At 68.8% G+C, this 19,508-nt stretch carries 16 protein-coding genes and 1 tRNA gene; 5 read left to right on the plus strand and 12 right to left on the minus strand.

The genetic code is table 11. The features are described 5' to 3' along the window. Window positions 1-22 precede the first annotated feature (22 nt). The 3 genes from KNO15_RS05915 to KNO15_RS05925 are packed head-to-tail and all read left to right on the plus strand — an operon-like array spanning window position 23 to window position 3,620. The gene (locus KNO15_RS05915; protein ID WP_241702490.1) at window positions 23-1,183 is read left to right on the plus strand and encodes an acyl-CoA dehydrogenase family protein; all 1,161 of its coding nucleotides are present in this window, start codon (window positions 23-25) and stop codon (window positions 1,181-1,183) included. Between the two features lie 50 nt (window positions 1,184-1,233). Beyond that, window positions 1,234-2,343, plus strand: a complete 1,110-nt coding sequence (locus KNO15_RS05920) for an aminopeptidase P family protein (protein ID WP_241702491.1) — start codon at window positions 1,234-1,236, stop codon at window positions 2,341-2,343. After that, entirely contained in the window at window positions 2,340-3,620 is a 1,281-nt protein-coding gene (locus KNO15_RS05925) for a DUF445 domain-containing protein (protein ID WP_241702492.1), read from the plus strand. The genes KNO15_RS05920 and KNO15_RS05925 overlap by 4 nt, the downstream gene beginning before the upstream one ends. 4 nt (window positions 3,621-3,624) lie before the next feature. On the opposite strand, the gene KNO15_RS23285 is transcribed toward KNO15_RS05925, so the two are convergent. The 5 genes from KNO15_RS23285 to KNO15_RS05950 all read right to left on the minus strand — a co-directional run bounded on the left by KNO15_RS23285 (window position 3,625) and on the right by KNO15_RS05950 (window position 8,103). After that, window positions 3,625-4,845 (minus strand): FtsX-like permease family protein, encoded by a 1,221-nt coding sequence (locus KNO15_RS23285; protein ID WP_241702493.1) that lies wholly within the window; start codon window positions 4,843-4,845, stop codon window positions 3,625-3,627. Further along, on the minus strand, window positions 4,842-5,474 hold the full coding sequence (locus tag KNO15_RS05935; protein WP_241702494.1) for an ATP-binding cassette domain-containing protein: 633 nt from the start codon (window positions 5,472-5,474) through the stop codon (window positions 4,842-4,844). Before KNO15_RS05935 ends, KNO15_RS23285 begins: the two co-directional genes overlap by 4 nt. A 10-nt stretch (window positions 5,475-5,484) precedes the next feature. Next, the gene (locus KNO15_RS05940; RefSeq protein WP_241702495.1) at window positions 5,485-7,050 is read right to left on the minus strand and encodes a hypothetical protein; all 1,566 of its coding nucleotides are present in this window, start codon (window positions 7,048-7,050) and stop codon (window positions 5,485-5,487) included. Between the two features lie 59 nt (window positions 7,051-7,109). After that, entirely contained in the window at window positions 7,110-7,580 is a 471-nt protein-coding gene (locus KNO15_RS05945; protein ID WP_241702496.1) for a hypothetical protein, read from the minus strand. Between the two features lie 142 nt (window positions 7,581-7,722). Further along, on the minus strand, window positions 7,723-8,103 hold the full coding sequence (locus tag KNO15_RS05950; RefSeq protein ID WP_241702497.1) for a DUF3054 domain-containing protein: 381 nt from the start codon (window positions 8,101-8,103) through the stop codon (window positions 7,723-7,725). A gap of 140 nt (window positions 8,104-8,243) precedes the next feature. Between KNO15_RS05950 and KNO15_RS05955 the strand changes: the two genes are divergently transcribed. Continuing rightward, entirely contained in the window at window positions 8,244-11,120 is a 2,877-nt protein-coding gene (locus KNO15_RS05955) for an aminotransferase (protein ID WP_241702498.1), read from the plus strand. 62 nt (window positions 11,121-11,182) lie between these two features. On the opposite strand, the gene KNO15_RS05960 is transcribed toward KNO15_RS05955, so the two are convergent. Beyond that, the gene (locus tag KNO15_RS05960; RefSeq protein ID WP_241702499.1) at window positions 11,183-12,073 is read right to left on the minus strand and encodes a LysR family transcriptional regulator ArgP; all 891 of its coding nucleotides are present in this window, start codon (window positions 12,071-12,073) and stop codon (window positions 11,183-11,185) included. Between the two features lie 71 nt (window positions 12,074-12,144). Between KNO15_RS05960 and KNO15_RS05965 the strand changes: the two genes are divergently transcribed. After that, entirely contained in the window at window positions 12,145-12,744 is a 600-nt protein-coding gene (locus tag KNO15_RS05965; RefSeq protein WP_241702500.1) for a LysE/ArgO family amino acid transporter, read from the plus strand. 10 nt (window positions 12,745-12,754) lie between these two features. Here the strand turns inward: KNO15_RS05965 and KNO15_RS05970 are convergent, their stop codons facing one another. The 6 genes from KNO15_RS05970 to KNO15_RS05995 form a co-directional block, all read right to left on the minus strand. Continuing rightward, window positions 12,755-13,687 (minus strand): carbohydrate ABC transporter permease, encoded by a 933-nt coding sequence (locus tag KNO15_RS05970; protein WP_241702701.1) that lies wholly within the window; start codon window positions 13,685-13,687, stop codon window positions 12,755-12,757. 41 nt (window positions 13,688-13,728) lie between these two features. Beyond that, complete coding sequence (locus KNO15_RS05975) at window positions 13,729-14,679, minus strand: carbohydrate ABC transporter permease (RefSeq protein ID WP_241702501.1); 951 nt, start codon at window positions 14,677-14,679, stop codon at window positions 13,729-13,731. Between the two features lie 82 nt (window positions 14,680-14,761). Next, window positions 14,762-16,159: an extracellular solute-binding protein gene (locus tag KNO15_RS05980; protein ID WP_241702502.1), complete on the minus strand. Its 1,398-nt coding sequence runs from the start codon at window positions 16,157-16,159 to the stop codon at window positions 14,762-14,764. A gap of 43 nt (window positions 16,160-16,202) precedes the next feature. Then, window positions 16,203-17,948, minus strand: a complete 1,746-nt coding sequence (locus KNO15_RS05985) for a glycoside hydrolase family 13 protein (protein ID WP_441328148.1) — start codon at window positions 17,946-17,948, stop codon at window positions 16,203-16,205. Window positions 17,949-18,254: 306 nt separating this feature from the next. Then, on the minus strand, window positions 18,255-19,265 hold the full coding sequence (locus KNO15_RS05990) for a LacI family DNA-binding transcriptional regulator (protein WP_241702503.1): 1,011 nt from the start codon (window positions 19,263-19,265) through the stop codon (window positions 18,255-18,257). Window positions 19,266-19,383: 118 nt separating this feature from the next. Beyond that, a tRNA-Ala gene (locus KNO15_RS05995) sits at window positions 19,384-19,459 on the minus strand. Between the last annotated feature and the right edge of the window lie 49 nt (window positions 19,460-19,508).

Genomic DNA, 19,508 nt, shown 5'->3' on the forward strand with positions numbered 1-19,508 from the left:
CTCGGCACTTAGGCTGTGGAAGGTGAGTGCGCACGAATTGCTGTTGAGCGACGAGCGACTGGAGCGGTTCCGCTCCCGGGCCGCCCAGTACGACGCCGAGAACCGCTTCTTCACCGAGGACTTCGCCGAGCTGGCCGACGCCGGCTACCTGAAGGCACTGGTCCCCGCCGAGTTCGGCGGCCTCGGGCTGTCGTTGGAGCAGACCGCCCGCCTCCAGGTCCGGCTCGCCGGAGCCGCCCCCGCGACCGCGCTCGCGGTGAACATGCACCTGGTCTGGACAGGCGTGGCCAAGACGCTGCGCGACCGCGGCGACGACTCGCTCGAGTTCCTGCTGCGGGAGGCCGGAGCCGGCGAGGTGTTCGCGTTCGGGCTCAGCGAGGCCGGAAACGACCTGGTGCTGTTCGGGTCGACGACTCAGGCGCGGCCACAGCCCGACGGCTCGTACCGCTACACGGGCACCAAGATCTTCACCTCGCTGTCTCCCGCGTGGACGAGGTTGGGCACGATGGGGCTCGACACCGAGAGCGCCGACAGCCCCAAGATCGTCTACGGCTTCATCGACCGGGCAGCGGGCGGGTTCGAGATCCGGGAGGACTGGGACACGATCGGGATGCGGGCGACCCAGAGCAGCACGACCGTGCTCGCCGGGGCGGAAGCTCCCGCGGATCGCGTCGTCCGCCGACTCGATCCCGGCCCCAACCCCGACCCGCTGGTCTTCGCGATCTTCGCCAACTTCGAGCTGCTCCTGGCCTCGGTGTACACCGGTATCGGCGCGCGTGCCCTGGAGCTCGCGGTCGCCTCCGCACACCGCAGGAAGAGTCTCAAGAACGACGGCCGCAGCTACGCGAACGACCCGGACATCCGGTGGTGCATCGCGGAGGCGGCGATCGACCAGGACGCTCTCCTCCCCCAGCTCGACGCCATCACGCGCGACGTCGACACGCTCGCCGACCACGGCGCGCAGTGGTTCCCGAAGCTCGTCGGGATGAAAGTCCGGGCGACGGAGACGGCGCGTCGCGTCGTCGACCAGGCCATCCGGGTCTCGGGAGGCTCCAGCTACTTCTCCGGCAACGAGCTCGGCCGGCTGTACCGTGACGTGCTCGCCGGCATCTTCCATCCCTCCGACGCCGAGTCCGCGCACAGCACCGTCGCGAACGCGTGGCTCGGACCGATCGAGGACTGACAGCAGCACCCGCAGCAGACCGACACGGAGCAGACACACACGGAGGCGTCATGCAGGAGATCACCGCGCAGCACTTCGCCGAGCGCCTCGCGCGCGGTGCGGCCCAGGCCCGAGCGGCCGACCTCGACGCCCTGCTGGTCGCGCCCGGCCCCGACCTGGCATACTTCGCCGACTATCTGCCTCCGGTGACCGAACGGCTCACGATGCTGGTGATCCCCACCGAGGGCGAGCCGACGATGATCCTGCCGGTGCTCGAGCACGACAGCGCTGCCGCCACCCGGGCGGCAGGGGCCATCCGGCTGATCACCTGGGCCGACGGCGAGGACGAGCACGCCCCGTTGGTCGACCAGCTCTGGTCGGGCGGTCGCTACGGGATCTCCGACTCCGCCTGGGCGCTGCACCTGCTCGCGCTGCAGCACGAGCTGCCCGATGTGCGCTTCCGTGCTTTCTCGGACGTCCTTCCCCTGTTGCGCGCGGTGAAGGGCGCCGACGAGATCGACCGCCTCGCCGCCGCCGGCGCAGCTGCCGACGCGACATTCGAGGACATCCTGTCCGTGCCGTTCGCGGGCCGTGCCGAGCGGGAGGTCGCCGCCGACCTCGGCCGGCTGCTGCGCGAGCACGGCCACTCGCAGGTCGACTTCACGATCGTCGGCTCCGGCCCCAACGGCGCCAACCCGCACCACGAGGCCGGCGACCGGATCATCCGGCAGGGCGACATGGTGGTCCTCGACTTCGGCGGCCTCATGGACGGCTACGGCTCGGACACGACCCGCACCGTGCACGTCGGCGAGCCGACCGACGAGGAGCACGAGGTCTTCGAGGTGGTCAAGCGCGCCCAGCAGGCGGCGTTCGACGCCGTCGCCGTCGGCGTGCCGTTGCAGGAGATCGACAGGACCGCGCGCGCCGTGATCGCGGAGGCCGGTTACGGGCCGTACTTCGTGCATCGCGTGGGCCACGGCATCGGGACCACCACGCACGAGCCCCCGTACCTGGTGGAGGGTGAGGAGCAGCCCGTCGTCGCCGGGATGTGCTTCTCGATCGAACCGGGCATCTACCTTCCCGGCCGGTTCGGCGTCCGCATCGAGGACATCGTCGTCGCGACCGCCGACGGCGCAGAGCGGCTGAACAACACCAGCCGCGAGCTGCACCTCGTCCGGTGACCACTGAGCCGGTGACCACGACGACGGCGGACCGCGACGCCGAGCGTCGCCGCGCCCTGAGCAGGATGAAGCTGCTGGCCACCAGCCTGCTCGCCGTCGCCGCGGTGATCTTCGCGGTCTCCTTCGCCCTGCAGGACAGGTTCCCGTGGCTCGGGTTCGTCCGTGCGGCGGCGGAGGGCGCGATGGTCGGCGCGCTGGCCGACTGGTTCGCGGTGACCGCGCTGTTCCGGCATCCCCTGGGCCTGCGCATCCCGCACACCGCGATCATCCCGACGCGCAAAGACGAGATCGGTGAGAGCCTCGGCGACTTCGTCGAGACGGAGTTCCTGTCGGACGACGTCGTCGCCACCCGGCTCGCCGCCTACGACGTGTCCGGCGCCGTCGCCCGCTGGCTGATGGAGGCCGGCAACGCGCAGCGGGTGGTGGCAGAGGCCTCCGGTGCGGTCATCGGTCTGGCCGGCCTGCTCGACGACGACCGGATGCGGGAGGCCGTGGAGGCGGTCGTGCGCACGCACGTCATCGAGCCGGAGTGGGCGCCGCCGATCGGACGCCTGGGTGAGCGGATCCTGGCCTCCGGGGGCCACCACGACGCGGTCGACCTGCTGCTGGACCGGCTCGACGACTGGCTCGTCATCCACCCCGACGCGCTGTCGAACCTGGTCTCCGGGCGGCTTCCGTCGTGGCTGCCGTCGTTCGTGGACCGGCTCGTCGACGAGCGCGTGCACCAGGAGCTCAGACGGTTCGTCGCCGAGGTGCGGAACGACCCCACGCACCGCGCCCGACGCGCGATCGACGGCTATCTGGCCGAGCTCAGCGACCGCCTCCAGCACGATCCGGAGACCATCGCCGGACTCGAGTCGGCCAAGGCGCGCGCCTTCGACGACCCACGGATCCGCGAGCTGGCCGCGTCCGCCTGGACGGCGGCCCGCACCGCAGCGGTGGAGGCGCTGAGCGATCCCGACGGCGTCGTGCGGCAGCGCGCGGCCGCAGCCCTGGCCGACACCGCCGCCAGGGTCGCGGCCGACCCGCAGCTGCGCGCCTCCCTCGACGAGCGGATCTCCGGCGCGGCCCGTTACCTGGTCTCGACCTACCGCCACGACATCGCGAGTGTCATCACCGAGACCGTCCGCGGCTGGGACCCGGCGGAGACCACCGACAAGATCGAGACTCAGGTGGGCCGCGACCTGCAGTTCATCCGCATCAACGGGACCGTGGTGGGAGCGCTCGCGGGTCTGGCGATCTATACGATCGCGACGGTGGTGGCGGGGGTGTTCTGAGGGGTCAGGAGGTCAGGTCACGGAGGACATCGTCCGGAGGAATCCTCGAGATGCGCGTGACAGGGACTACAGCTGCCACGACGAAGAGCACGACGGGAGCGAGGCCGATCGCCGCGAACATTCCGATCGTCATCGCATCGAACTGGAGTGTGACGGGAAGACCGAAGAACTCCGCGTCTCCGCCCACGATAAGGACGATCGCCAGTGCGATCGAGCCGGCGATGACGCCGGCCGATCCGACGATGAGTCCGAGTAACCCGAACTGCATGACGAACGTGCGCCCGATCTCGCCCCGCGACCACCCCAGAGCGCGGAGCAAGCCGATCTCTGCGCGCTTGGCCGTCAGAACCGATCCGGCTACTGCCCAGGCGACGACGACCAGGAAGACCACCAGAAGCCCTGCGAGCACGAGTCGCATGGTGGAGAGAAAAGACTGAAGCGGTGGGACCGACGTGAGCAGGGTCGCGAGACTGTCGACAGCGAAGTTGCGGGCTCTGAGCTCGCTGACGATGCTCGAGAGCTCGCCCGGATTCGTAGCGACGACGTAGGCGGTCGGAAACGCGTAGTCGGAATCCATCCAGGCGATCTCCCGCCCCAGGCCAGCGCCCACAATGCCGAGAGTCCATGGCTTGGTCCCGTATGTCGTGCCTTCTCCATCGACCCCGGGGACGCCCGAGTCATAGAATCCGACCACGGTAACCGTTGTCGTGACGCCTTCCTGCTCGCCTTCTGCGATGCGTGCGTTATAGATCGCGGGGAGCGTGCTGCCGACGTCGACTGACGTCGCCCACCGGGAACCCATCACGATCTCCCGGTCGCCACGGGGCTCGCGCCCCTCGACGAGTGGAGGCTGCAGCTCGGCGAAGCGGGGTGTGATGGTCAGGGTGGAGTATTCGCCTCTGGTCTCGACGTTGAGAAAGGCCTGGGTCCACCCGAACACCGACTCGACGCCGCGGATAGCCCGCACTCCATCGAGCGCAGTCGACGTCAGCGGAACGGGCTGGACGGCGCTTCCGACAGCCGCCGACCCACCGAGAACAGCGGTTCGAAGCACCGGAGCACCAAGTCCCTCGTTCGAGGTCGCCGCCTCACCCGCGACGTTGGCGACGACAGGGACGAACGCGACGAACAGCGCCAATCCCGCAGCAGCGATGGCGAGGGACGGAGCATAACGGCGGACGATGCTCGAGGAGAGCCACCGGGCGAGGCGGATCGTTCGGTTCACGTCGCCGACTCCAGCATGAGGCGAGAGGTCACGAAAGCTTCGATGCGATGATCGTGCGAGGCAGCCACGACGATCCGGCCGTCGTCGGCGAGCGCGCGCAACAGGCGATAGACGGACTCGGCGTTCTGATCGTCCAGGGACGAGCTCACTTCGTCTGCGAAGACCGCCGCGGGCTTCTTGGCGAGCGCACGGGCGATCGAGACCCGCTGCTGCTGGCCACCCGAGAGAGTCTTCGTCTTCCGGTGGGCAAACTCGCCCAGTCCAACTCGATCGAGAGCAGAGACTGCGTCGACGACGGAGGACCTCCGCCGCGCGAGCATCACATTCTGCGAAGCAGTCAGTTCGGGAAAGAGTCGCGACGATTGCGGCACGATGCCGACCGACCGTCGCCGAAGTCTGTCGCGCTCCGAGCTCCCTTCGGCATCGACCTTCTTCCCATCGAAGATCACGTCCCCCGAGTCGGAACGAAGCAACAGCGCGCCGATACCGAGAAGCGTGCTCTTGCCCGATCCGGACGGCCCCGAGATCCAGACGAATTGTCCGCGTTCGAACAGGACGCTCGTCTGTGCCAATGCCGGCATCGTTCCGGATCTTCCGTACGACTTGGAGACATTCCTGAGTTCGATCATGTAGATCTCCTTATTGCGCGAAAGCGAGCCCGGTGCTCATCGCTCGGCGGGTGATCGTGACCTCGCACGAGCTCTTCGCGTCGGTGCTGACTCGGATCATGTGCGGGGTCGATTCGCACCCGGTTCGCGCGGTCAATCGCTCACGCAGCGAATCCCACTGCTCGCCTGACAGGATGTCGGGACTCGACGCGGCAAGGGCCAGACGTGTAAGGAAGCGTGGATCGTCGGCCTTCGTCGCGAGGAGAGAACCAGGAAGATCCGCGATGTATCCGCTGTAGAACTCGAGGACGTCGGCTGAGTTCGAGATCCGTCCGTCGCGGGCGGCAGCGATCAGATCTGCGGCCTGACCCTCGGTTCGCTCGGTAATCGGGACGGGATCGAGTCGCAATCCGGTCGGTGGCGAATCGAGCTCGGTGAGCGCATCGAGAATCACGAGTGACCGGCTCAGACCAGCAGGTTCACCAGGGTGCGCCACGAATTCCGTTTCCATTGCATCAAGAAGCTTCCTTTCCGCTGCGTTCAACGCTCGGATCCTGGCGATGATCGCCAACGCTCGAAGACGATCGGCGTCTGCTCCAGCATCGGTGCGCTCTTCGCGCACGATGCGCTGGACGGAGTCGAGCGTCGTCCGTCTGTCGATGACAAGCGGCCAATACGCGCCGACAGACATCATCGCGTCGTAGGTCAGCCCGACAGTTCCCAGCGGCTCAGCAAAGATGCGGTACAGACGAGTCGACGGGTCCAGTCGACCACGCGCGCGGTCAACGTAGCCTTCGAAGGCCTTTGTGCTGCCGTTCGTGCGATATGCAATGCGTGCGAGCGCCGAGACCTCGAGTTCGTGTCCATCGCCGAGAGCAGCGATCAGTTCGTTCGCGTCGTTACCCAAACGGGCACTGTCACTCGACCAGCCTCCGACGACGACTCCGCGCTGGACGAGATCGCTCGCAGCGAGGGTGTCGAGAATGCGGTCTACCGAATCCAGGCCGAGCTCCACTGTCATCGGCTGAGTTCGTTTGCAGGTCACTGACATGCGTTCACACGCAAGGAGGACCCGGGACGCTCCGACAGGGCCGAGCCCGGGGTCGTCGACCAGACGGCGCAACGCACTCGCAGTCTCTGCGCGGTCGGAACTCGACCGAGGAGCCGTCTCATACGTGGCAAGCCAGTGGCCCGTTGCTCGCTCGTCCGGAGTACCGGAAACCTCGTGCGCCTCCGTCGGGATTCGACTGCCGCGCACACCGATCATTGTCAGCGCGTAGGCGAGCCAGGGAGCGGGTATGGACGTCCATTCGCGGTACGCGGCGATCGAATCAGACGTCACTTGGTCGAGATCCAATGTCGGGACATCCACCTGGACCTCCCTCGCGGCTTCCCGGATGAGGGCAGAGCCGTAGAAATCGATCGGAACCTCGGCTCCTTTCGCTGGACTCGCTACGAGGCCGGCATCATCCCGAAGCTCTGCAAGCTCATGCGCCAGCGCGAACTGAAGGCGCGTGAACGCCGTCGTCGGCTCCGGCACATCCTTTTCGGAGCCTAGGCTCGTACACCCGGAAACGACCAGGGCTGCGATGAGCACGATCGCTAAAGAGAGGAGAGACCTGGCGACAGGGGTCTCCCCTCTCTTGGAAGCAGATCTCACAGATGCGCGGTGACCGAGTAATACGTGTTGTTGATCCGCGAGCCAGCCGTCGAGTAGACCCCGAGGTAGATCGTGCTCCACGACATGCATGCGGTGCCTTGAATCCCCGCACTTGTCGTGTTGTTGCCGGTGATCGAGGCCGTCGGTGATCCGCCACCGTTACCGGACACACTGACACCGACGCCCTGGATCGACGCACTCCCGCCGATGCCGATCGGGTCCCACTGGACCGTGTTGGTGATCGCAGAAACGACCTTGGTCGATGAGGCGTTGGTGTTGAAGCTCCCGCAGTTATTCGAGTTCGCGTAGTCCTGAATGTAGGCGTACGCCTTCATCGTGCCGCCTGGAATCGCCGCCGAACTCGTGGTGCTCTTTGCGCTTGCCGGAGCGGCACCGGCAAATGCCAACGCAGATGCACCGACGACTACGCCTGCAAGAGCCAGTCCTTTTCGGACGCCAAGCTTCATTCGCACAAGAATCTCCTAACCCAGTCATGAACTTCTGCGTCGTGACTGCTTCTCTGGCTAGTTCAGATTCTCAAGTAGCGTCTTACATGTCAATGTTTATATTTCACAGATTTCAAGCCGCAGGAACTGCCACGCCCCACCACTACACTCGCCGCAGCGCCCGCCGCCGCACGAACGGGATCGCGGCGACCCGCCAGCCGACCAGGAACACACCGAGCACCACGAACGCCACCGCGATGAACGCGGGTTCGACGCCCTGGCCCGCGTTGGTGCGGATCAGCATCCCGAGCGCGACCGTCATCAGCCAGACCGGCACGCCGGGCCAGATCAGCGCGAGCGGGCGGCGCCACGCCCAGGTCACCAGCCAGCCGGCGACCAGGCCGATGAAGAACGGCCAGTAGGTGGTGAAGACGCCGGCGGCCGTCGCCGCTTCGCCGTGACTGCGCCGGCCGATCAGCACGAACACGAGGACGAGCACGGCGTCGATCACGAACGCCACGACCGCTGTCCTCCAGGATTTCACGCGTCGATGCTACGGCGCGGCTCCCGTGCGTTCGCTGGGTGCGAGCGTGGCGTCCGCTTCAATAGACTGGCCACGTCCCGCCCACCGACGATTCGACGGCCGCAGACCAGCGCCGCGCGTCCGCACGCCGAGGAGCACCCGTGCCGAACTCCGACTTCCTCGCCCAGCCATCGCTGCCCCGCCCGGAGGTCGGCCCTGACGACGCGGGCGCCGTCGCCGAGCGCGTGTTCGGGCTGTCGGGCCGCATCACCGAGCTCGGGAGCAACCAGGATCGGAACTTCCTCGTCGACACCGGCGCCGAGCGGTTCGTCCTCAAGATCGCGAACCCGGTCTTCTCGCTCGACGAGCTCCACGCCCAGAACGCCGCTCTCGAACGTCTCGCTGGAATCGACGTGCGCATTCCCACCGTCGTGCCGGCGCTCGACGGCGCGGAGGTCGCGCCCGTCGAGGTGCGCGGACGCACCCTGAACGCACGCGTGCTCAGCTTCCTCGACGGCGAGCCGCTCACCGAGGTCGCGCGCCCCAGCCGCGAGCAGCTGCGCACGCTGGGGCACCTGTCCGGCCGCATCGCCGCCGGGCTGTCCGGCCTGCGGCACGCCGGCCTCGCCCGTACGACCCAGTGGGACGCGCGGATCGGCGGCGACGTGGTCGAGCTGCTGGCCGACCACGTGCCGCAGCCGGCCAAGCGGCTCGCGGTGCAGCGGGCGGCGGAGCGTGCGCTCTCCGCGCTCGCACCGCTGCGGAACCGGCTGCGCGTGCAGGCGGTGCACGGCGATGTGACCGACGACAACATCGTGCTCGGCGACGACGGTCCCGGCGTCATCGACTTCGGTGACGTCGCCGACGGCTGGCTCGTCGCCGAGCTGGCCGCGACCGTGACGAGCGCGCTCCACCACGTTCCGGACGACCCGCTCGCTGTGCTCGACGTCATCGAGGCGTTCCACGAGGAGTCGCCGCTCGACGACGTGGACCTGGCCGCGCTCTGGCCGCTCGTGGTGCTGCGCGGGGCGGTGCTCGTCGTCAGCGGGGAGCAGCAGGTCGCCCTTGACGGCGACAACGCCTACGCCGACGAGAACCGCGCCCACGAGTGGGTGGCCTTCGACATCGCGCGCCGCCTCCCCGCGGTCGAGGTGGAGGCCGTGGTGCGTGCCCGTCTCGCCGCCGGGCGCGAGCAGCACGGCGCGCCATCGCTCGGCCGCCTGATCGCGATCGACAGCACCGACCAGAACCTGGCCGACCTCTCGGTGACGGGGCACGCCCTCGACGCCGGGCGATGGACCCGTCCCGACGCCGAGGACGCCGTGCTCGGTACGATCTGCCGCACGTTCGGACATGCACTCACGCGCTACGGCGAGGCGCGCCTCAGCCGCGCCGTGCTCGACCGCTCGGACGCGTCGGCCACCATCGCGCTCGGCGTGACCCTGGACGCCCCCTCCGGGCTGGTCGTGCACGCGCCATTCGGCGGCGAGCTGCGGCTCACCGACGGCTCCTGGCTGCTGCACGGCGACGGCCTCGATCTCTGGCTCGACGGCCTGTCGCGACCGCTGACCACCGCCTCCGTCGAGCGCGGGGACGCGATCGGGAGCGCTGTGCGGCTGACCGCCCAGCTGAGCCGCATCCCGGGACGCCGACCTCCCGCGTTCGTCACCCCGGCCCTGCCCGCCGCCGTCTGGGCCGGGGTCTCCCCCGATCCGTCGTCGCTCTTCGGCATCGACCTCGCCGTGGAGGACGCCGACGCCGCCGCAGCGCTGTCCCGCCGCGAGGCGTCCTTCGCGCGCGTTCAGGAGCACTACTTCGCCGAACCTCCCCTCATCGAGCGCGGCTGGCGCCATCACCTGTTCGACACGCGCGCCCAGAGCTACCTCGACATGGTCAACAACGTGACCCAGATCGGGCACGCGCACCCCCGCCTCGTCGACGCCGTCCGCGACCAGTGGGCGCGACTGAACACGAACTCGCGTTTCCACTACGAGGAGCTCTCGCGCTTCACCGAGCGGCTGGCCGAGGTCGCCCCGGAGGGCCTGGACACGGTCTTCCTCGTCAACAGCGGCAGCGAGGCCGTCGACCTCGCGCTGCGGCTGGCGCAGGTGCACACCGCGCGACGCACCATCCTGGCCGTCACCGAGGCTTACCACGGCTGGACCGTCGGCGCCGACGCGGTCTCGTCGTCGCTCGGCGACAACCCGCGCGCGCTCGAGACGCGGCCGGACTGGGTGGAGCTGATCGCCTCGCCCAACATCTTCCACGGCCGCCACCGCGGCGCCGGCTCCGCCCCCGCCTACCTCGCCGAGCTGGACGAGCAGCTCGCCCGCCTCGACGCCGCAGGCACCGGGATCGCCGGCTTCATCGCCGAGCCGGTGTTCGGCAACGCGGGAGGGCTCATGCTCCCCGACGGCTACCTGGCCGGCGTCTACGAGCGGGTGCGCTCCCGCGGTGGCGTGTGCATCGCCGACGAGGTGCAGGTCGGCTACGGGAGGCTGGGCCACTACTTCTGGGGGTCGGCGCAGCAGGGCGTCGTGCCCGACGTGATCACCGTCGCGAAGGCGATGGGCAACGGGCACCCGCTCGGCGCCGTCATCACCCGCCGGGAGATCGCCGAGTCGTTCGCCGCCGAAGGCAGCTTCTTCTCCTCCGCCGGCGGCAGTCCGGTCAGCTCGGTCGTCGGGCTGACCGTGCTCGACGTGATGCGCGACGAGCGCCTCCAGCAGAACGCCGCCACGGTCGGCGACCACCTGGCCACGCGGCTGCGCGCGCTGGGCCAGCGGCATCCGCTCGTCGGCGCTGTGCACGGTCTCGGGCTCTATCTCGGGGTGGAGCTGGTCCGCGACCGCGAGACGCTGGAGCCGGCCACTGCGGAGGCGGCCCTGATCTGCGAGCGCATGCTGCAGGAGGGCGCCATCGTGCAACCCACCGGCGACGGCAAGAACGTGCTGAAGATCAAGCCGCCGCTGTGCATCACCCGGGAGAGCGCCGACCGGTTCGTCGATGCGCTCGACCTGGTGCTCGCGACGATCTGACTCCGTTCCCCTCTGCGCGACCGAGTGACGCCGGTCGACGGGCGCGGCGGGATCGGGAGCGGTCAGACCGGGCGGAGCGCGGTGGCGGCGGCGCGCGCGATGGCGGCGGCGACCGCTCCCAGCGCGGCCGATTGCAGCGACCACTGCTGCCAGTAGAGCGGGACGTCCACCGCGCCGCCCTTGTCGAGGACGACCAGCCGGCCGTCGTCGAGCAGCGGGCGCGCCTGGAGGTCGGGGATCATGCCCCAGCCGAGCCCGAGCGCCGCTGCCCCGAGGAACTCGGTCGACGCTGGCACGTACTGCCGAGGTGGCCGGGCGCCCGGAGCGAAGCGGGCGAGGTAGCGATCCTGGAGCGCGTCCTTGCGGTCGTAGACCAGCATCGGCGCCACCGCGGCGACGCGCGCATCCCATCCGTCGGAGCACCAGCGCTCGACGAACGCCGGGCTCGCGAGCGGCCGGTAGCGCATCGCCCCGAGCGCTGACACCGTGCAACCCTGCACCGGCTCGTGGTCCGACCCGATCGCCGCCATCGCCGTGCCGTCCCGCAGCCGGCCGATCGTGTGCTCCTGATCGTCGAGGGCGATGTCGAACACCGATCCGGGGAGCGTCGCCAGCGCCGGCAGCACCCAGGTGGCGAGCGAGTCGGCGTTGACCACCAGCGGGATGGACGTGGGCGCGGTGACGCCGTCCGTCTCGTCGCCCTCCAGCTCCGCCGCGGCCTCCGCCTCCAGGAGCGCCACCTGTCGCGCGAGCCGCACGAGCACAGCACCGGCGGGCGTCGCCTGGACGGGCTTGCTCCGGCGCACCAGGATCCGGCCGCTCAGCTCTTCCAGCGACTTGATGCGCTGGCTCACGGCCGACGGCGTGAGGTGCAGTGCAGCGGCCGCCCGCTCGAACGTCCCGTGCTCGACCACGGCGGCGAGGGTGCGCAGCTGATCGCTCGAGGCTTCCATGTTCAGCAATGCTAATGGTTCTTAAGGAACATGAGCTGTACTGAACCCGGGTCGATGCCTATCGTCGAAGGGTGCTCTCCGTCTTCCTCACCGGCCTCGGCTCGGCCGCCGCCCTCATCGTCGCGATCGGCGCTCAGAATGCGTTCGTGCTCCGTCAAGGCCTGCGCCGGGAGCACGTGCTCGCCGTCGTCGCGATCTGCGTCGCGAGCGACGCGGTGCTGATCGCTGCCGGGGTCGCCGGCATCGGAACTCTCGTGAAGGCGGCCCCGCTCGCGCTGCAGATCGTGCGCTGGGCCGGGTTCGCGTTCCTGGTCGGCTACGGGATCTTCGCAGCGATCCGGGCTGTGCGCCCCAGCACGCTCACCGCCGCCACCTCCGGCGGAGGCACGCTCGCCGCGGCGATCGGCACGTGCCTGGCGATCACCTGGCTCAATCCGCACGTCTATCTGGACACCGTCCTCCTGCTCGGCTCGCTGTCGGCGACGCACGGCGACCCGGGCCGCTGGGTGTTCGGCGCGGGCGCGGCCACGGCCAGCCTGCTGTGGTTCCTGCTGCTCGGGTTCGGCGCCCGCGCCGCCGCACCGGTGTTCGCGCGCCCGGTCGCCTGGCGTGTGCTCGACGCGGGCATCGCGGTGCTGATGCTCGTCCTCGCGGTGATGCTGGTGGTGTGAGCGGTACCGCTCAGCCCTTGACCGCTCCGCCGAGCCCGCCTCCCCGCAGGAACGTCCGCTGGAAGATCAGGAAGATGACGACAGGGATCAGCGTCGCGATACTCAGCGCGGCCAGGTACACGCCGAGGTCCGTGCTCGACTGGATCTGCGGCAGCCGCACCGACAACGGCTGGATGTGGATGTCGGCCAGCACGAGGTTGGGCCAGAGGAAGTCCGCCCAGGCCGCGTTGATCGCGAACACCGAGACCACGCCGAGGATCGGCTTGGACATCGGGAGCACGATCGACCAGAACAACCGGAAGGTCCCTGCGCCATCCGTGCGCGCCGCCTCGAAGATCTCGCGCGGCAGGCTGTCGAAGAACCGCATCACGAGCAGCACGTTGAAAGCGCTGGCGCCGGCCGGCAGCCAGACGGCCCAGAACGTGTTGATCAGGGAGTGGCCGATCAGCGGCGGGTGCAGGATCGTCAGGTAGAGCGGCACCAGCAGCACGACCGCCGGGACGAACAGTGTCGCGAGCACCAGGCCGGCGAGGTAGCGGCCGTACTTCGGCCGGAGCACCGACAGCGCGAACCCCGCGGTGGTCGCGACGATCAGCTGCACCGCCCACTCGCCGGCGGCCATGGCGATCGTGTTGAAGAAGAAATCGCCGATGTGGACCTCGTTCCACGCTTTGACGACGTTGTCCCACGCGACCCCGTGCGGGAAGAGCGCGAGCGGGTTCGTCAGCGTGTCCTGCGTCGGCGTGATTCCCGACTTGAACAGCCACAGCAGCGGGAAGAGCCCGACGAGCACCAGCAGGATCAGCAGGATGACGTGCAGGACGTTCGTCGTGATCCGGATCCGCGGGCGGCGCCAGTCGGCGGCCGAGAGGATGTGCCGGTCCTCCGCCTCCACGCTCCTGCGCCGGCGGGGTCGCCGCCCCGGCACCCCGGAATCGGGCAGCGGCTCGGTGACCTGGACTTCTTGGGCGGGGATCGTGGTGGTCAATTGTCGCTCCATCGTGCGGTGAGTCGGAAGTAGACGATCGAGAGCACGGCGAGGAAGACCGCGAGCATCAGGCTCAGCGCCGTCGCCTGCCCGTAGGCCCCGCCGAGGCTGTTCGTGAAGGCGTACTGGTAGATGAGCACCAGGATCGTCGTCGTCGAGTTCGCGGGGCCGCCGCCGGTGAAGAGGTAGGGCTGCAGGAACACCTGGGCGGTCGCGATGATCTGCAGGATGAACGTGATGAAGAGGATCCCGCGCAGCTGCGGGAGGGTGACGTGCCAGATCTTGCCCCAGAGGGAGGCGCCGTCGACCTCGGCTGCGTCGTAGAGCTCGGGGGCGACGGACGTCATCGCCGCGAGATAGATGATGATCGTTCCGCCGGCGCCCGCCCAGGTCGCCTGCAGGACGAGGGACGGCATGGCCGTCGCCGCATCCTGGATCCAGGGCTGCGGCGGGATGTGGAACCAGCCCAGGATCGTGTTGAACACCCCGGTCGGGCTCGCGTCGTAGAAGATCTTCCACAGCAGGACGGAGACGACCGGCAGGATCACGACCGGCAGGTACGCGAGCACGCTGAACAGCCCTTTGAAACGCCGCACCTCGCTCATCAGCACGGCCACGATCAGCGGGACGGGGTACCCGATGAGGACGGCGAGGAAGGCGAAGTAGGCGGTGTTGCGCACCGCGATCCAGAACAGCGGATCGGTGAACACCGCCACGAAGTTGTCCCAGCCGACGAAGGTCGGCGGCGTGACCAGATTGGTCTTCTGGAAGCTCATGACGACCGCCTGCACGATCGGCGACCACGAGAAGACTCCGAAGATGATCAGGAGCGGGAGGAGGAACAGGAGCGTGGTGAGTCCGCCGCGCTGAACCCAGGTGATCGGGTTGTGCCGGCGCTTCGGGCGCTCCCGCGCCGGTGTGGCGCGCAGGTCGGTCGATGTCGTCATGTCGGTGGCTCTCCGTGGGGCGATGCCGTCAGGCCGCCGGACGCGTGTCGCGCCGACGGCCTGGCAGCCTCGGGGTGCTCTGCTACTTCTTGGCGTCGGCGTCGATGAGCGCCTGGATCTTGGTGTCGACTCCCTTGAGGAGGGTGTCGACGTCGGCGTTCTTGTCGGTCAGCACCGCTTGGACGACGGAGTCGAGCGCCGCGTACAGGTCCTGCGTGTGCGCCGGCGGCTCCGGGATGATCGTCTGGCTGAAGATCCCGTCGTTGAACGGCTTGACGTTGCCGGCCGGGATGTTCGCGTACGGCTTGATCCAGGTCTGGTACTGCTGCCAGGTGGCCTTGTCGAACAGCGGAAGGGTCGGGGCGTTGACGGCCTGGTTGCCTGCCTTGTTCGACTTGGCGAGGGTGACGGCGTCGCTCTCGTCGACCTGCGGCTGGGTGCGGTAGAAGTCGATCCATTTGACCGCCGCGGCGATCTGCTCCGGCGTGTCCTTCACGTTGACGACATCGACGTTGCCGCCGGAGAGGATGCCGGCCTTGCCGTTCGACGTGTCGATCGGGTAGGTGGTCACCCCGTACTTGGACGGGTCGAAACCGTTCGTCTGCATCAGCGAGCCGACGACGTCGGAACCGCTCATGTACATCCCGATCTTGCCCGAGGCGAAGCCCTGGTTGATGCCGCTCCAGTCCCACAGGAAGTTGCTGCCCATGGAGTTGTCGTCCCAGCGGAGCTTCTTGAGCCACGCGAGCGCCTGCTTGGTCTGGTCGTTGTCGGTCTTCACGGTCACTTTGCCGTCGGAACCGGTGGACTCCAGACGGCCGCCGAGTGCGTAGGTGCTCGTCGCGAGGTTCCAGCCTCCCGTGCTGTCCTTGGTCATCTGCATGTAGCCCGCGACGCCCGGCACCTTCTCGGAGATGGTCTTCGCGTCGGCCTCGATCTCGTCGAGGGTCGTCGGCGGCTTGTCGGGGTCGAGCCCGGCTTGCGTGAAGATGTCGCGGTTGTAGGACAGCGCCATCGCGTACGGCCCCCACGGGATGCCGTAGATCTTGCCGTTGTCGCCGGTGGCGACGTTCAGCACGGTCTTGTTCCACTTGTCGGCAGTGGAGGTCTGCTTGAACGGCGTGGTGATGTCGGCCAGCTGACCGTTGTTCGCCAGCGTCTTCGAGTCGGTGAACGGCACGTTGAACACGTCGGGCAGGGTCCCGCCCGCGAGCTCGGCGGCGAAGGTGCTCGCCGTCCACTGGTACTCGATGGCCTTGACGTGGATGTCGGGGTTCTTCTTCTCGAACTCCTTGACACGCGTGTTGAGTGTCTTGAGGGCGTCCTCGGTCGCCCCGGGCAGGACCGGCGCGACGACGAGGTTCACCTGGCCGTTGCTGCTGCTGCCTCCATCGGACGAGCACGCGCTCAGCATGGCGACGCTCGCGGCGGTCGCGATGCCGATCGCGACGACTTTGCTGCCGAGTCGTCGTGGTTTCACGGACTTCATTGTCTGGTTCCTTTCGGTGTGCGGTGTGGTGCAGTCAGGTGCGTCGTCGGGTCGATCGGACGCGGTTCTCCGGCGAGGCGTGCTGTGTTCGGAGCCATGCCGTGGAGTCGGTGGGGAGGAGTCCGTCCTGCAGCGGTGCGCTGCTGAGGAGGACGACCTCGTGGGGAGGGAGCGGCACGGCCGCGCCCGACAGATTGGTGACGTTGACGAAGCGGTCGCCGCGGGCGAAGGCGAGCACGCCGCCCTCGCTCGGCAGCCACGCGAAGTCGCCGTCGCCGAGGCCGGCCTCGTCGCGGCGGAGCCGGAGCGCCCCGGTGTAGAGCGAGAGCATCGAGTCCGGGTCCCGGCGCTGCGCCTCCACGGTCAACGCGCTCCACGAAGCCGGTTGGGGCAGCCAGGGCTCCCCTGCCGAATCCGCGGGGCTGAAGCCGAACGGGGCACGGTCGCCGCTCCACGGGAGCGGGACACGACACCCGTCGCGGCCGGGGTCGATGCCGCCGGAGCGGAAGTGCATCGGATCCTCCAGCCGGTCGGCCGGGATGTCCTCGACCTCCGGGAGCCCGAGCTCGTCGCCCTGGTAGATGTAGAGCGACCCGGGCAGGGCGGCGACGAGGAGGGCCGCGGCGCGGGCGCGGCGCGTTCCGACCGCGAGGTCGGTCGGCGTGCCGATGCGCTTCTTCGCGAACGCGAAGGACGAGTCGGTGCGTCCCAGCCGCGTGACCGGACGGGTCACGTCGTGGTTCGACAGCAGCCAGGTCGACGGCGCTCCGACGGGAGCGTGGGCGGCCAGCGTCGAGTCGATCGACGCCCGCAGCTGGTCGGCGTCCCAGGGCCGGGCGAGGAAGTCGAAGTTGAAGGCCGTGTGCAGCTCGTCGCGGCGCAGGTACTTGGCGAACCGCTCGATGTCGGGGAGCCAGATCTCACCGACCAGCACTCGCGTTCCGGGGTACGAGTCGGCGATGGCCCGCCAGTCGCGGTAGATGTCGTGCAGCTGGTCCCTGTCGGTGTTGGGGTGCTCACCCGGTGCCGGGTGCTCCGGCACCTCCGGCAGCTCGGGGTCCTTGACCAGCAGGGCCGCGGAGTCGATCCGCACCCCGCCGACGCCGCGGTCGAACCAGAAGCGCAGGATCTCCTCGTGCTCGCGGAGGACGTCGGGGTGGTTCCAGTTGAGGTCCGGCTGCTCGGGGGTGAACAGGTGGAGGTACCACTCCCCCGGTGTCCCGTCGGGATCGACGGTGCGCGTCCAAGTGTCGCCGGAGAAGTTGGAGACCCAGTGGTTCGGCATCTCGGCCCCGTCGACGCCCCGTCCCGGACGGAACCAGAAGCGCTCCCGTTCCGGCGAACCGGGACCGGCGGCCAGCGCCGCCTGGAACCAGCGGTGACGGTCGGAGACGTGGTTGGGGACGATGTCGATGATGGTGCGGATGCCGAGCTCCAGAGCTTCCGCGATGAGGGCCTCGGCCTCCTCGAGCGTTCCGAAGGCGGGATCGATCGTGCGGTAGTCGGCGACGTCGTAGCCGCCGTCGGCGAGCGGGGACAGGTACCAGGGCGTGAACCAGATGGCGTCGACGCCCAGGTCTTTGAGGTACCCCAGGTGCCGGCGCACGCCCGCGAGGTCGCCGATCCCGTCGCCGTTGGCGTCGGCGAAGCTCCGCGGGTAGATCTGGTAGATCACCGCACTGCGCCACCAAAGCGGGTCGACGGTGGACGGGGTCGGACGCGCAGCCGTCGTCTCGGTCGTCGGTGCTGCTGAGTCCTCAGCGAGCAGGGGCAGGTCCACGCGGAGCCTTTCTGTGCAGGGCCGGGCTGCCGCTGGCGTCGGCGCCGGATGGAGCTGTGATCGGGGACGAGTGCGACGGAAGTCGAAGCGTTGCCCGTTTCCGTCAGAGCCAACGTAGAGTTCTCGACAAAATGACGCAAGAACTAAAATGGATGCAAGTCATTTGCGAACTCTTGCGCGCATTTGCGTGAGCACGAAGCCGAATCCCGGATGCTCCGGGCACGCAAGGAGCGACTCCTCCCCGGGTGGGCAGCGGGACGAGACCCGACGACGAGCAGCGGCGAGCGGCGGCGCGCAGCGGCGACGCTAGGCCGTGGCGGCAGGACCGGTCGAGGACCGCACCACGAGCTCCGGCTCGAAGAGGAACTCCTCGGGGGCGACCGTCTCGCCTGCGATCTGCTGCGTCAGCAGCTCCATCACCATGCGCCCCATCGGCTCGATCGGCTGACGTACCGTCGTGAGCGGAGGCTCGACGCACCCCATCAGCGCGGAGTCGTCATAGCCGACGACCGAGACGTCCTGAGGGACCCGCAGCCCCGCGCGGCGGACGGCTCGGATCACCCCGAGCGCCAGAGGGTCGCTCGCGCAGACGATGCCGGTCACCCCGGTCTGGAGGAGCCGCGTGGCGGCCGCCTGCCCCGACTCGAGCGAGTAGAGCGAGCGCACGACCCGGCTCGGCTCGAACGCGATTCCGGCGCGCTCGAGCTCCTGTTCGGCCGCCTCGACCTTGCGGCGGGAGGGTACGTGATCCTTCGGTCCGAGGACGAAGCCGATCCTGGTGTGCCCGAGCTGCACCAGGTGCCGCACCGCCAGCTGGGTGGCCACGGCGTCATCGCACGACACCGCGGGGAAGCCGAGCCCGTCGACGGGCGCGCTGACCAGCACCGTCGGCAGCTTCACGTCCCGCAGCTTCTCGTAGTGCTCGTGCGACCCCGCCTCCTGCGTGTAGAGGCCGCCGGCGAAGACCACCCCGGAGACCTGCTGCTGCAGCAGGAGGTCGATGTAGTCGGACTCGGAGATGCCGCCGGCGGTCTGGGTGCAGAGCACGGGCGTGTAGCCGTTCTGCGCGAGGGCGCCTCCCACGACCTCGGCGAAGGCGGGGAAGATCGGATTGGACAACTCGGGCAGGACCAGACCGACGAGCCGCGGGCGTTCGCCACGCAGCTTCGTCGGACGCTCGTAGCCGAGCACGTCGAGGGCGGTCAGCACCGCCCTCCTGGTCGACTCGGAGACTCCCGGCTTGTCGTTGAGGACACGACTCACGGTCGCTTCACTGACCCCGACCTTGCGGGCCACCTCTGCTAGTCGCCTGGACACGGGGATACGATAACGCAGCGGGAACGAAAGTCGGTGATGAAAGTCTGCAAATTCTTGCAGGGCGGGAAGGCGGGGCGAAACGAAGAAGGCCGCCCCTCAGGGCGGCCTTCCTAACCGGTGGTGGAGCTAAGGAGATTCGAACTCCTGACCTCTTCGATGCGAACGAAGCGCGCTACCAACTGCGCCATAGCCCCGGGAACTGCTCAGCTAGCCTAGCACCCTCGCCGTGCCGATTCGAAATCG

The sequence above is a fragment of the Leifsonia shinshuensis genome (assembly GCF_022606355.1).
In the GTDB taxonomy this organism is placed as follows: Bacteria; Actinomycetota; Actinomycetes; order Actinomycetales; family Microbacteriaceae; genus Leifsonia; species Leifsonia shinshuensis_B.